Annotated in this window: 12 protein-coding genes; 2 read left to right on the forward strand and 10 right to left on the reverse strand. The window is 56.9% G+C overall.

Annotated elements, in window-relative coordinates; all coding sequences use genetic code 11:
• Positions 1–28: 28 nt before the first annotated feature.
• The 4 genes from HFP54_RS05425 to HFP54_RS05440 all read right to left on the reverse strand — a co-directional run bounded on the left by HFP54_RS05425 (position 29) and on the right by HFP54_RS05440 (position 5,406).
• Positions 29–1,072 carry a CPBP family intramembrane glutamic endopeptidase gene (locus tag HFP54_RS05425; protein WP_168564359.1) on the reverse strand — a complete coding sequence of 348 codons (1,044 nt, stop codon included), beginning with the start codon at positions 1,070–1,072 and terminating at the stop codon, positions 29–31.
• 110 nt (positions 1,073–1,182) lie between these two features.
• Positions 1,183–2,598 carry a sulfatase gene (locus tag HFP54_RS05430; protein ID WP_146414155.1) on the reverse strand — a complete coding sequence of 472 codons (1,416 nt, stop codon included), beginning with the start codon at positions 2,596–2,598 and terminating at the stop codon, positions 1,183–1,185.
• A 160-nt stretch (positions 2,599–2,758) separates the two neighbouring features.
• Positions 2,759–3,589 carry an FHA domain-containing protein gene (locus HFP54_RS05435; RefSeq protein WP_168564360.1) on the reverse strand — a complete coding sequence of 277 codons (831 nt, stop codon included), beginning with the start codon at positions 3,587–3,589 and terminating at the stop codon, positions 2,759–2,761.
• Positions 3,590–3,759: 170 nt separating this feature from the next.
• A complete protein-coding gene (locus tag HFP54_RS05440) occupies positions 3,760–5,406 on the reverse strand; it encodes a hypothetical protein (protein ID WP_168564361.1) in 1,647 nt (548 codons plus the stop codon).
• Between the two features lie 191 nt (positions 5,407–5,597).
• Between HFP54_RS05440 and HFP54_RS05445 the strand changes: the two genes are divergently transcribed.
• The gene (locus tag HFP54_RS05445) at positions 5,598–6,032 is read left to right on the forward strand and encodes a thiol-disulfide oxidoreductase DCC family protein (RefSeq protein WP_168564362.1); all 435 of its coding nucleotides are present in this window, start codon (positions 5,598–5,600) and stop codon (positions 6,030–6,032) included.
• Positions 6,033–6,095: 63 nt separating this feature from the next.
• On the opposite strand, the gene HFP54_RS05450 is transcribed toward HFP54_RS05445, so the two are convergent.
• The 5 genes from HFP54_RS05450 to HFP54_RS05470 form a co-directional block, all read right to left on the reverse strand.
• Entirely contained in the window at positions 6,096–6,908 is an 813-nt protein-coding gene (locus HFP54_RS05450; RefSeq protein ID WP_168564363.1) for a phosphoribosylformylglycinamidine synthase subunit PurQ, read from the reverse strand.
• Positions 6,909–7,022: 114 nt separating this feature from the next.
• Entirely contained in the window at positions 7,023–8,480 is a 1,458-nt protein-coding gene (gene gltA, locus HFP54_RS05455) for an NADPH-dependent glutamate synthase (protein ID WP_168564364.1), read from the reverse strand.
• A 101-nt stretch (positions 8,481–8,581) separates the two neighbouring features.
• Positions 8,582–9,517, reverse strand: a complete 936-nt coding sequence (locus HFP54_RS05460; RefSeq protein ID WP_146410675.1) for a sulfide/dihydroorotate dehydrogenase-like FAD/NAD-binding protein — start codon at positions 9,515–9,517, stop codon at positions 8,582–8,584.
• A gap of 189 nt (positions 9,518–9,706) precedes the next feature.
• Positions 9,707–11,107 carry a sporulation protein gene (locus HFP54_RS05465; protein ID WP_168564365.1) on the reverse strand — a complete coding sequence of 467 codons (1,401 nt, stop codon included), beginning with the start codon at positions 11,105–11,107 and terminating at the stop codon, positions 9,707–9,709.
• Positions 11,073–11,789: a hypothetical protein gene (locus tag HFP54_RS05470; protein ID WP_206036016.1), complete on the reverse strand. Its 717-nt coding sequence runs from the start codon at positions 11,787–11,789 to the stop codon at positions 11,073–11,075. The genes HFP54_RS05465 and HFP54_RS05470 overlap by 35 nt, the downstream gene beginning before the upstream one ends.
• A gap of 145 nt (positions 11,790–11,934) precedes the next feature.
• On the opposite strand from HFP54_RS05470, the gene HFP54_RS05475 reads away from it, so the two are divergent.
• A complete protein-coding gene (locus HFP54_RS05475; RefSeq protein ID WP_168564366.1) occupies positions 11,935–12,378 on the forward strand; it encodes a PH domain-containing protein in 444 nt (147 codons plus the stop codon).
• Here the strand turns inward: HFP54_RS05475 and HFP54_RS05480 are convergent.
• Positions 12,375–13,259 carry a hypothetical protein gene (locus HFP54_RS05480; RefSeq protein WP_206036017.1) on the reverse strand — a complete coding sequence of 295 codons (885 nt, stop codon included), beginning with the start codon at positions 13,257–13,259 and terminating at the stop codon, positions 12,375–12,377. The genes HFP54_RS05475 and HFP54_RS05480 overlap by 4 nt on opposite strands.
• Between the last annotated feature and the right edge of the window lie 158 nt (positions 13,260–13,417).

Below are 13,417 nucleotides of genomic sequence, written 5' to 3' on the forward strand. Positions count from 1 at the left end.
CGGCCAATGGCGATGCCCGCGTTGTGTCCTACTGCCCGCCCAGTACCGTTGTGGGCATTTCCGCGGCATCCGCATCGTCAGCTTCCTGCTCACGCGCGCTTAGCCAATAGCCGGGCCACAAACACACGGCAAAGAAAATCGCTCCGACGATGGTTGCCCCCCAGGCGATGACGGTCTGTGTCCCCTCGGTCCACCCCAGCCACATGACCAACAGACGATAGGCATTCAGCCCGCTGTTGACGAAAATGTGGCAACCGATCGTCGGCCAAATGGAATCGCTGCGGAACGCCAAGTAGCCGAACCAACACCCCAGCCCCGCTGCTGCGGCAATCGCATGTGGACCACCATGGACCAACGCGAACAAGATCGATGTGACGGCAATGCCGATGACCGCACCCCAGCGATGAACCAATCGGGTCTGCACATAGCCGCGGAACAAGACCTCCTCGATCACGCCGGGCAGCAATCCGATCAAGACAACAAATGCGATTCCCGATGACACAGTGAAGTTGTCAAACAAACCTTCAAGCGATGTGTCCGCCGGAATCACCTTGGCGACCTGGATCGCCGCCCAAAGCCCGAACGCTAGGGGCAACAGTGAACTGAGCATCGTGACCGGATACACGTGCCATCCCGCCCGAGGCCGACGCCACGCAATTCGATGTCTCCATGGAATCGGAGACCTGGAAATGCCAATCCATGCAGCTAGCGCAAAACCGGCTTGGGACATCACCAGGATCAACAGAAAGACCCACGGGTCGCTCAGCAGCGACATCAATTTGGGGCCGATCTGTTGTGGCGGGGTCCCACGCCCCGCCTCGATCACCCCCATGACGATCCCCCACAACACTTGGAAGCCGACGGCCAGCACCAATCCCAGCATCAGTGCTACAAAGACCGTCCATACTCGCGGGCGACCTTTCGCCGACATCTCACCGGACATTGATTCCGCATCACCACCAAGGGCTGGAGGATCCTGCGAACGGTCTAGCAAACCGGGGTCGGCATACGGATTGTTGGCGTCGTGATCGTCGGATCGATAGACGAATGTCGGGTCGGGGTCTTGGTTCATCGACTGTGCTTTCCGCCCCAAGCCAAAAACATTTCGAAACGGTCGTACGATGCTTCCATCCGACGTCGTAAACAATCGGCGTCGCAATCGACCGACATCGCTGTACCGGACTAACGTTCGCGTCGTGCCAGCCGATCTTGCATTTGACGTGTCAATTTCTTCACAACATCGGGATGCGATTGGGCGACGTTGACCGTTTCCCCGTCACCAGATGCATGATCGTACAGTTCCACGTGACCCGACGGATGCAAAATCAATCGGAAACGATCTGACCGGATCGTGGTTGCCTTGGTGTAGGAGACCGCTGTTCCGGTGGTTTGATCGTCATCGGCTAAAAGTGGCCGCAAGCTTTGCCCATGGGCAAACTCGGGCATTGGCAACGACGCCAGATCACACAGCGTTGGAAAGACGTCGATCGACTCCACGACATGTTCAACAACGCCGCCTCGTGACGGTGATCCGGCATCACGAATGATCAAAGGTGATCGCAATGCCTCCTCAAACAAAGCATGCTTCCCCCAAATCGCGTGCTCACCTAAATGCCATCCGTGGTCTCCCCACAATACAACGATGGTATTTTCACTGGCCGCTAGCTGTTCCAATTGGTCCAACAGTTTGGCGACTTGGGCATCGGCGTAGGAAACGCAAGCGGCATAGTGTCGACGAACTTCGGTGGCAAATTCATGATCGACGTTGGGATCACGCCCCCAACGGTTGTACTTCATGAACTCCCCTGACCGATGCCATGTCGTTTCGCCTTCCGGTTTCTGGGGATGCTCGATCGGCGGCAAAGAGACACCGTCGTAGCGTTGCAAATACTTGGCCGGTGCGCCAAACGGCAAGTGAGGCCGAATCAAGCCGACGGCCAAAAACCATGGCTTCCCAGATGCGTCCTCCTGCAAACGCCGCATTTCACTTAATGCTGTTTCGACGATCAATCCGTCGGGATAACTTTCATCGGATCCATCGAACGCTTCGAATACATCCATCTTTCCCGCGTCACGTCGGATCTGACCATTGGCCAGCCCGTGCATCGCCCCGCGGGGATGCATCCAAGGGCCGCAGGGCATCAAATGGCGATCCCAATCGCCCGGCATTTCTGGTTGGCTGCCATCGTCCCAATCGGCTCCCGCACGTCCACCGGGATGATGCGAAACCTTGCCGACCGACACGGTCGCGTACCCGTTGCGGCGAAACCAACCTGGCATCGTGGGATGATCGGCGTCATCGCCCTGCTTCAGAATGGTCTTGCCCCGATTCAACAAGGCAGCGTTTCCGTACGGCCCATATCGGCCGGTCAACATGGCGTAGCGGGACGCGCCACAGGTCGGGGCTTGGACATAGTGCCGCGTGAACCGAACGCCATCCTCCGCCAACGCATCGATCGCGGGTGACTGGATGTACGATTGACCGAAACAATTCAGTTCCGGTCTCAAATCATCGACGCAAATCAACAAAACGTTGGCGGGCGTCTGAATCTGTTCGTTCTTTTCAGCGGCGGTGGCCGAAACCCCACCTAGCACCATGCCCTGGGTCAATACAAACAGAAGCGAAAACAAACGCACGACAGAACACCTTTGCGGAACGAAGAAAACGGTTCCCCAGAAACCGGTGCTGCCGAATAGCGGCATTGCAGATCACACCGGTTCAGCTCGTGGAACAACCGGCAAATCAGAAGCGGTTCGGCTAGCGGCCCTCAAAAAACCGCTTCAAAGCCTCTTCGGCAGCGTTCTTAGAATCTACCGTACGGCGATGCTTGATGTGGTCTGGCAGCTTGCCAACCTTCGGGATTTCGTCCTCGCCGTCTTCGTCAAGCAGATGCTCGTCGGCCTCTGCCGGGTCGATGCGAAACACCGAATCATCCTTGCCCACGATGGCCTCGGCGGTTTCGGCTAAAAAGCTGCCGGCGGACGTGTCGGCGTATGCCGATTCGTCCATTGTCGTGTCGCCACTGGGCTGCACATCTTCCTCGTCGATCAAACTGCCTTGCGACAGGTCATCGGATACCCCCAGGCTGAACGACGACTTTAGTTGCTCCAGTTCCTCGAACAACTCATCCACACTTTTGTTGGATTCGACCGGATTGGTGGCCTGCTTCGCAGCAGCGACATCGTCCTTCTTGCGACTGCTGCCCGATTCAATCGATGCAATGGTGTCCGGTGTCACCGCTTCACGCGACACCGCATCCCGAACGGACACACGGAACAGGCGTTTACCGATTTTCAACGTGTCGCCGTGCCACAGCAAACACCATCGCTTTGGTTTGCAACGCGCCCCATTGATCAAGGTGCCGTTACGGCTTTCCAAATCACAGACGACCACGCGATTCTTATAAACCGCGATCTGGCAATGCCGGCGACTGACGGAACGACTTTTCAGCCGCAGATGGCAACCATCGTGCCGACCAATGACGAACCCCTTGGGATCCACAGGGTACCGCGAACCATTCGTTTCCGCGTTGCGGGAAACCAGGCTGATGCGAAATGGGCTGGCGGGATCATGTTCAGGGGCGTTCATACTTGCCGATAGTCTATCCGGCAGCCATGAAGACACGATGAAGAGTTGACGACCGTTGCGCGACAGATTGAATTTCTAGTCAGTCACGAACCTGGTCAGACGCTCGCCGGCGCAATGGCAGCAACACGCTCGAAGCTTGTGTGTCGGTATGGCGGCGTCGCCGCCGGTGATCATCGCCCCGATCTTAGGCGATCAAAGTATTGCTGCGTGTGTTCTTGTTCGGCTCGGGGAAGATTCTGATTCTCCAGCGGGTTGGCCGCTTCATCCAATTCACTCTCGATCACCGATTTCAGATCTTCGCGTGTGACTCCCTTGCGGTTGGGTCCGTCGGCAAAACCGGCGATGATCGCTCGTCCACGACGCACATCGCCGCGAACTTGCGAGTCATAGAAATTGGTGTCGGTTTCCGACTCGGGACGATCGCCCTGGCCCGCCCCGCGGCCGAGCCCGTTGCCGGGTTTGTCCCCTTGCATCCCACCCTGGCACCCTTGGCAACCCATGCCCTGACATTGCTGACACCCCATCTGTTGCTTGGATTGCAGCAGGTCATCCATCGCCGACTGCAGGTCTTCCAGTTCTGACATTTCGTCAGCCATGTCGCCTAGTTGATCAGCCATCTGCTGCATGGCATCGGCGGCGGATGAAGCATCGCCCTGCTCCATTGCTTGGGCGGCGTTGGACATCGCTTCGGCCATCTGCTGCATCTTTTGCATCTGGCCGTCTTGCTGACGCAATTGGTCCAGCTTCTGTTGCATCTGTTCGGCATCGGCCGTACGGCCCTCGCGACGTGCCTGATCAATCTGTCGTTGCAGGTCTTGTTTTTTCTTCTCGTGATTTTCGACCGCCTGCTTCATCTGTTGTTGCATTTGCTTGACCTGCTGGGCCAGCTTTTTTTGGTCCGCTTTGGACAGGTTGCCTTCACGCACCTTCTTTGCCAGATCTTTGATCATCTTTTGAGCGTCACCGAACTGACCGTCCTTGATGGCATCGGCGACCTTTTTTGCCGGTCCGGAATCCAACCCCTTCATTTGCGACATTGCCCGACGCATCTGTTCAGGCGATCCCAAATTTTCACGCCGCTGATCCAACTGGTCTTTCAATTCGTTCAGCGCAATCAATGCCTCCTTGCGCGACATCTGTTTCTGCTGAGCGACCTTTTCCAGATCAGCTTCCATTTTTTCAAACAACTCACGCGCCTCTTCCAAACCTTCCGCTTCGGCGCGTTCCTTTTGTTCCTTCAGCGTGTTGCGAAGCTGGCGTGCCACGGTTTGAACTTGTTTCGTTTCCGCCGAAACTTCGGTCGCCTCGGTGACCGTCGGCGGCGTATCCCCATATTGCTTGACCAGCAAGAAAGCGGCGAAACACACCGGCACCATCGACAGCGGCAACCATCCCAGACGGCTCGGACGCAAGGCAAAGCGGTCGGCCACCGCCAACTGGCCTGCCCTGACGTCGGCGTCGGAAACCAACGCCTTGCCGAATTTCGTTTCACGCTGGGAATGCGACATGCCCATCGCGCTGCCGACCCGTTCGCGCAAGCCGAAACGTCGATCGACTTCTTCGGCAGCCGCCTGTCGACTTGGCGCGGTCCAAGCAGCGATGCACGCGGCCACTGCCATTCCGCCACCCAATCCGGTGGCCACCCAACCGATCGACCAATTTGTCAAATCGACCGGAACGTTCCACCAAACGACCGACACGATGGCCAGGGCGGCGATTGCCAAACCGACCGCGATGGTCCAGCAGCACAATCGGCCGAATCGTCCCAAAATCATTCGAATCCGGGCTCTGCTGACGGTGGATTCAATCGAATTCATGGGTTGCCGCCTGGAGAAAAGGTACGGTTCTAATAGGCAAAGGACGCCATTTTGTCACTTCGCCCGTCACTGGCGTGCCACTGGCACGCGGTTTTCACCTGTTCGCAGTATAGCGATCCGAACCACCACACCGCCCTTTTTTGCCCTCAATCCGGCTCAAGATGCCGCTGCCGAGGTCCTGGACACTTGTCATGTCGTCATCGTCCGAAAAAATCGATCTGCCAGATCCAGATTCAATGGAATCATCGGACGTCGTCATTTACGACGGGCAATGCAATTTCTGTCGCGCCCAAGTTCGACGCTTGCATCGCCTGGATCTTAGCGGCCGTTTGACGTTTCTTTCGCTGCATGACGACCGCGTCAACGATCGGTACCCAGATTTGCAGTACGAAGATCTGATGCAACAGATGTATGTCGTCGACCAGAACGGCGACGCCCATGGTGGCAGCGAAGCGGTGCGTTATCTGTCGCGTCGCTTACCCTTACTCTGGCCGGCGGTGCCGATCCTGCACTTGCCGGGAACCGCGTCGCTATGGCGTTGGCTATACCAACAGGTCGCCAAACGACGTTACCGCTTGGCCGGCAAATCATGTGACGGAGACACCTGCAGCATCCACCTTCGTTGATCGAACCGTCCGCGTCCGTATCGACCAAGTTCGGCGTGGATCCGTTGCAATTCGAATCGCCCGCTACTTGAACCATTCGACGGCATTGCGAAACATCTTCATCCCGTCACCTTCATCGGGTTGTTGTTCCCGACGTGTCCAACTGGGGTGATGCGTAGGATCCAGGTGTCGTTCGGGGTGGGGCATCAACCCGAACACACGGCCGGTTCGGTCACAGACGCCGGCCACGTTGGCGTCTGAACCGTTCGGATTGGCGGGAAACGGCAACGGCGAATCGACGATCATGTTCTGCTCGTCTTGGCAGTACCGAATGGCCAATCGTCCCTGCTGTTTCAACGCTTGCAATACGTCATCGTCGGCAGCCACAAACTTGCCCTCGGCATGAGCCATTGGCAAATACATGTGCTGGATGTCTTTCAAGAAAACACAGGGGGTTTCGTCGACAGCCAGATGAACCCATCGATCTTCGAACCGACCGTGATCATTCCAGGTCAACGTGGCCGGGACATCTGGATTCGCATCGGCGTCATCGTGGACATCGGCGGTCAGCACCCCCAGTCGCATCAACACCTGCATCCCATTGCAGATCCCCAAGACCAAGCGATCACCATCACCGTGCACAAATGCGTCGACCCAGTCGCTTAGATGCTGCTGCAGACGGCTGGCCAAAATCCGTCCGGCCGCCACATCATCGCCATAGCTGAATCCACCCGGCAGGCAGAAAATCTGATAGCGGTCCCGCAATGCCGGGTTCTCCATCAATCGATTGACGTGAACGCGTTCGGCGACCGCCCCGGCCTGCTCGAACGCAAACGCGGTTTCCTCATCACAATTGGTTCCGGGAGCCCGCAAGACGAGAACGCGTGGTGCGACCATGGATGCAACGTATGGGAGGAAGAATGGGTGAAACAACGTGGCTTTCAAAAGCCACTGGCCTCATCTTCGCCAATCCGGTCGACTTTGAGTAGGCGTCCCCAAGCCAACGACCGGTCACGACTCGGCCGCCGCCGGATCCGTCTCCCATACTCCCGTCTGCAGATAATCGTCAATGGAACTGGCCGCGGTGCGTCCGGCACCCATGGCCAAAATAACCGTGGCCGCACCGCTGACGATATCGCCACCCGCGAAGACGCCCACCTTGCTGGTCCGCAGCGATTCCTCGTCGGCCTGAATGTACCCCCAACGATTGGTTTTCATGTCGGGCGTGGTGGATTGAACCAATGGATTCGCTCCAGTCCCAACGGCCACGATCGCAACATCCAGCGGCATTTCAAACTCGCTGCCTTCGATCGCCACTGGACGACGTCGGCCCGATTCATCGGGCTCGCCCAACGCCATTTTCACCAGACGCACAGATTTCAAGATGCCCTGTTCGTCACCAATGAATTCCACCGGATTGTGCAGATCCAAAAATTGCACGCCTTCATCCTGTGCGTGATGAACCTCTTCTTGACGCGCAGGCATTTCTTCCATGCTGCGGCGATAGATGATTGATGCTTTCGCCGCGCCCAATCGCATCGCCGATCGCACCGAGTCCATTGCCGTGTTGCCGCCACCTATGACCGCGACGTGCCGATCACGACATTGATAGATCGGCGAATCATAGTGCGATGAATCGTAGGCCTTCATCAGATTCACGCGTGTCAAAAACTCGTTCGCCGAATAGACCCCGCCCAAGTGTTCGCCGGGTATGTCCAAAAAACGAGGCAAGCCGGCACCGGTGGCAACGAAGACAGCATCGAACCCCTCCTCCTGCATCAGTTCATCGATCGTGACGGTCTTGCCCACAACGACATTGGTTTGAAATTCAATGCCCATGGCCCTCATGTTGTCGATTTCTTGACGCACAATGTCCTTGGGCAATCGAAACTCGGGAATGCCATACAGCAGCACCCCGCCGATTTCATGCAATGCTTCGAACACCGTGACGTCGTGTCCACGCAAACACAGGTCGCCGGCACAACTTAAACCCGCCGGCCCGCTGCCGACGATTGCCACCTTCTTTCCGGTCAACGGTGCACGTTGAGGCAAAGCGACCTGACCCGATTCGCGTTCGTAATCCGCGACGAAGCGTTCCAGGTTACCAATCGCCAGAGAGTCAAATCGCTTGCCCATGATGCAAGCACCTTCACACTGGTTTTCTTGCGGGCAAACGCGCCCGGTCACCGCGGGCAAAACATTGTCTTCGCGGATCTTCGACGCGGCACCCAGAAAATCACCGGCCAACACCAGTTCGACGAAATCACGAACCTTCACACCGACCGGGCAACCTTTGACACATTTCGGATCGGCACAGGTCAAGCAGCGTTGCGCTTCGCACTGGGCCGCCACCACTTCCAATCCCAGATTGACTTCGTCGAAGTTGCGTGCCCGTGCGTCGGCGTCTTGTTCCGGCATCGCCTGTCGAGGAATTTTGACTCGCTCTTTGGGCGGCAGTGGTTCAGCCATGACAGATCAACTTGAAATGAATATCAGTGGGAAATGACGGGGACGGCAATGGATTCACAGCTTCAATATCAACTGCATTCAGTAGGTCGTCAGTGAAGCCGTCAAGAGTTTTCGGGTGATGTCACCGGCACATCGCTTCGGCTGTCATCGCCCGAACGGGGCCCGACTTCCGGATGGTGGTGTTGCAATTGGCATGATCGCGTGACGGATTCAGATGGATGTTTGTTAAATTCACGCAACGCTTCGGCTTCCTGATCGCGATACAAATTGTTGCGTTTCATCAGAACATCAAAATCGACTTCGTGCGCATCAAATTCGGGGCCGTCCACGCACGCAAACCGAGCCCGCCCGCCGACCAAAACGCGACAACCGCCACACATCCCGGTTCCATCGACCATGATCGGATTCAAACTGACGATGGTGGGAATCTGGCGAGGTTTCGTCACGGCCGATACGGCGCGCATCATGGGAACCGGCCCGATCGCCAACACACGATCCACGACCACGCCCGACTGAATCATTTGGTCCAACGCATCGGTAACGAATCCCTGGGTGCCCGCCGATCCATCGTCGGTCATCACGTGCAATTCGTCACTGGTTTGTTGCATCGCGTCCTGCAAGATTAGGCGTTCGCGATCCCTGGCCCCGATGATGCTGATCACCCGATTCCCCGCCTGCTTCATGGCGACCGCGGTCGGGTAGGCGATTGCGGTTCCAACACCGCCGCCGATCACCACGACTGTGCCGAAGGATTCCACTTCCGATGGTTCCCCCAGCGGACCGACGACATCGCGGATCGAATCCCCCGATTCAAGCGTGTTCAACCACCGAGTGGTTTTCCCGACTCCCTGGACGATGATCGTGATGTTCCCATCCCGATCGCTGTCGGCAATCGTCAGTGGAATGCGTTCGCCGTGCTGGTCGATGCGAATGATCACAAACTGACCGGCGCGTCGCTTGCGCGCGATACGCGGTGCTTGGATGCGGAACAACTTGACGTCGGGCGCCAAGAAACGAGCTTCTACGATTGGAAACATCGAATCGTGGGGATGATGAAAAATGAAAAGCGACGGAACCAATGGTCCCATTTTGTTGGCATAAGGTTTCGCCCGACAGTGGATCAATCGCAGAAGTCGGCGATTCCCGCCTAGTTTCGCCAAGCTGCGACGATTCGTCCCGCCATTAGCCTACGCCCTTCGACGTCGGCGATGGTGCAGCGTCCATTTTTAGCTCGGTCGTTCCAGCCGCACTGCCAAACGTCGGTGATCAAAATCCCAGCCGACCACCGTGGCCCGGCCCTGCCACCGCCGATTTCCCACTTGTTCAAATTCATCCGCCAATTCACCGGGCACATACAGCGTCATGGGCAACGGCGGATCGACAAACCTGGCCCACACGGCATGGCCGTCGGGGTATCCCAGCTGACCATCGTCGCCACTGTACAACAAACGCCTTTCGACAATGACTTCCATGGGAAACGTCATCCCGGAAACTGCGTCAAGCAACAAATCAAGACGCTCTCGATCGCGGCGCGCTGCGTAAAAATGTGACGCTGTTTCGTCGAAAGTGATTTCATCCTCCGGCGAATCGCCTGCCACGCGCTGCATCGACATCGACGCCTCCGAATCAATGGCACCGTCCGCGGAATCGGACCGTTGCGGTGGGACCACTTGGATTGCCTCGCTATGTCGCCAATCGGGCCAGCGTGGAATGGCGATCCGCATCGAAAGCGTCCACCGAATTTGGTTGTCACCCAGTTTCAACGTGTATGCATCGGTCGACGGCAACTGAAATTCAAACGGGATCGATGTCCGCACGCCGGGCAAGACTTTGATGGATTGCCGTAGCGTTTCGGTATGAGTCCGCAACGTGTGTTTGTGTGTCTTCTTGTTGCTGCCGCTACCACTGACACAGACTTCTTGCCCGGTCAATTCCGCCGTGACAGCATCCAGCAGAACCGCTTTCTTGGGAGACAGGTGCAGATTTCCGGCAATCGGTGATCCCGGCGTCGCCACTGGCGAATCCAACACGCAATCCACTTCACCGAGCACCATGCGCGGCATCACATGCCGTACGAAGTAATACGTCCCGGCGACGATCGCGAAGACCAAAACAATCGCCAGAATCACCGGGTTGGCAATCAAAACGACAAACACAAAGGCCAGAAACGCAAAGAAGACGACCGCCACCAGCCCGGCGATCCAACCACCGACTTGATGCGCCGTAGGTTTGAGTTCGGAACTCTCCGGTGCTCCCGATGCGGCGACGCGGTACTGGCAGGAAGCCTTTGGATCGAACGCCCACGAAATTTTTGCCTGAGCATCCACGGCGTGATTCACCGTCAAGTAGTGACCGTGATACGTCGGCGGCCATGCTGCCACCGCTAGTTCAAACGGATACTCCAGTGTTTGTCCCGCTTCCCAAGTTCCGCTGAAGGCGACAATTGATTCTGTTTCACCTCGCGATACGTTGCCTCGACCTTCGGTTCGCCACCCCGACCGTATCTGTAACGCGTTGCAACGCACCTCTGCATCGACGTCCACGCGCACACGCCCCGAAACCGTGTCGCCGGCGTAATAGATTCGATCGGGATCATTCAAAATCACCGTCAAATTGCATTTGGCCATGGTCTGTGGGTCTCGGCAAGAACGCTTGTGCTTGGGTCCATTCGTACAAATGATTCTCGATCGCGCGCAAATCGGACCCGAATCGTCGAATCAGGTCTTCGGCGGTTCGACGACGGATCTTGGGAACCGGCCCCTCAAACAGTCGACAGTGTTCGATCCGCCGGTTCAATACTTTGCACAAGTGATCCGCAGTATTCTGATGTCCCAATCGAATCGTGCGTACCCGATATCCTGCACCGCGCAGCGACCGTGACATGTCGCGATGCGTTCCCAACACCAAAGGCAAACCGGAACGAATCAACTGCGTCCGGATTCGACGTGGAACCCTTTGGAATTCATCGATCAAAAGCGGACGCGCCACGGGGATGTCGGGACAAGGTCCATCGACGGGCATGTAAACGTAGGCCGAATCCGACCAACGGCGTTGTAACCCCAGCATCTGGCTGGTCTTGCCACGCCCGCACTTACCGATGAACTGCCAGGCTTGAAAGTCACCCGGCGTCGACTGTTGTTCAAGATCGTCCAGCAGAACGGCCAATTCCGCTCGCTCCGACCGCGTCAGTTCTCCGAAAGGATTTCGGTTCAAGTTCCAGGCCTGCCACGGACGCCAACCGGTCACCGCGGTCGTCGAATCGGTACTCATCTGTTTTCGGTTTGCCTCCAGCTTCGAATCGAATTTCATGGCCAGGCGACCGATCTGTGATTTGTCACGTTCACGCACGGGGTCTAACGACGGTGCAGCGACGTATTTATGATTCGAAAGGTTACCGGATCCATTGATCCTTCACGCCGACAGCCTTCACCGTTTTCGTCTTGGTGTCCACCGTATGCCGGCATCCAGCCCGCCCCATCGACAACCCGAAGTGTTCCCCTCGGCAATCGACCGATGGCTCATTCTTATCGTCACCGTCGGCCCTTTAATTGCAACGGCCGCAGGCATTCACACTTGGCTGGATGGAAACCCGAACGATGCGGCGATGCTGTTTCTGGCCGGCGCCTTCGCGTTGCTCCTGACACTGCTGTTCATGCTTCCGTGTCGCTACACATTGTCCGACGACACCTTGGCGATACGTTGCGGATTGATCGTCTTCCACGTCCCGGTCAATGAGATCACTGACCTGCGTCCAACCAGCACACTGCTCAGTGGCCCGGCGTTGTCGCTGCGTCGTGTGGAAATCAAAACACGAAACCGCCGCTACATCGTATCGCCTCGTGATCGCGAACGATTCATTTCAACACTGCGTGCAGCGGCCAACCTGCCGGACGCCTAGTTCTGGTCGGCATCGCCTTGATTCGATGGTGGTGAATCCTTGGTTTGTTCCGCAATCTTTCGATTCAAGTGTGTCACCAATCGCGCCAGTGTCGTTCCATCGTACTGTCGTCGGACGGCAAAATCCGACAACGCCGCGTTCCACGACAGGTCAATTCCGGGCGGCAGGTTCACCAGTGCGAATCCACGCCGGCTGGGGATGCCCAAGAAGAAATGATCTTGGTCCACATGAATGACACGATCTTCATGAGTCCCGCCGGGCACCAACCGGATCGGTTCTTTCATGTTGCGATAGTCGTTCCGCTGATCATCGCCAGACATCAACCAGTTGGCCATCATCGTTTTTCCGGTGGATCGGTCGATCCAGACCAGATGCCGGGAAAGCAGTTCCAAGTGCTTGCCGAAACGATGGTAGATAGCCGGCACATCAAAAATCATCAACGTCGACGTGTGAACCACCACTCGCGTCTCCGTCAGGTGACTTTCGTTTTCGCTTAAGACTTGACCTTCGATGAATCCCAGGGATGCCCCCAAACGTGATGCACTATCGCCGTCGATGACCGTCAATTGGCCGTTGATCGGATAGCTGTAACCAATTCCCACACCATGCAAATGAAATCGCTGGTCTTCATCTTCCTGACCCACTTTTGCCATCAGCGTCAAACGAAATTGCGAAGCGGCATCTCGGATCGCGGGACTGACCAAATTGACATCGCCGGCAGCAATCCGTGGCTTGGCAACTAGCAAGACACGGTTCCAGGTGCCGGTTAGCGACGCATCGCCCGACCGCCTGATCGACACCTCGCCGGACTCGCCATCCGGCGGTAGTTCAGGCACAACCAAACCGGGCGGCAAACGCGAAACCGGTGCCGCAAAAAGCATCGGTCCTTGTGAAACCACAAACGTGGTAAAAACACAGGACACGACCAGCACCGTGCCCAAGAAGCACGATCTGGGTGGATTTGCCCGTCTGCGATTCGTCCGAATCCGACTGGAACAACTTTCTGAAATCAGCGTCTTTGGGTTTGGCCTGACGCCGT

This window comes from Crateriforma spongiae (genome assembly GCF_012290005.1).
GTDB classification, from domain to species: domain Bacteria; phylum Planctomycetota; class Planctomycetia; order Pirellulales; family Pirellulaceae; genus Crateriforma; species Crateriforma spongiae.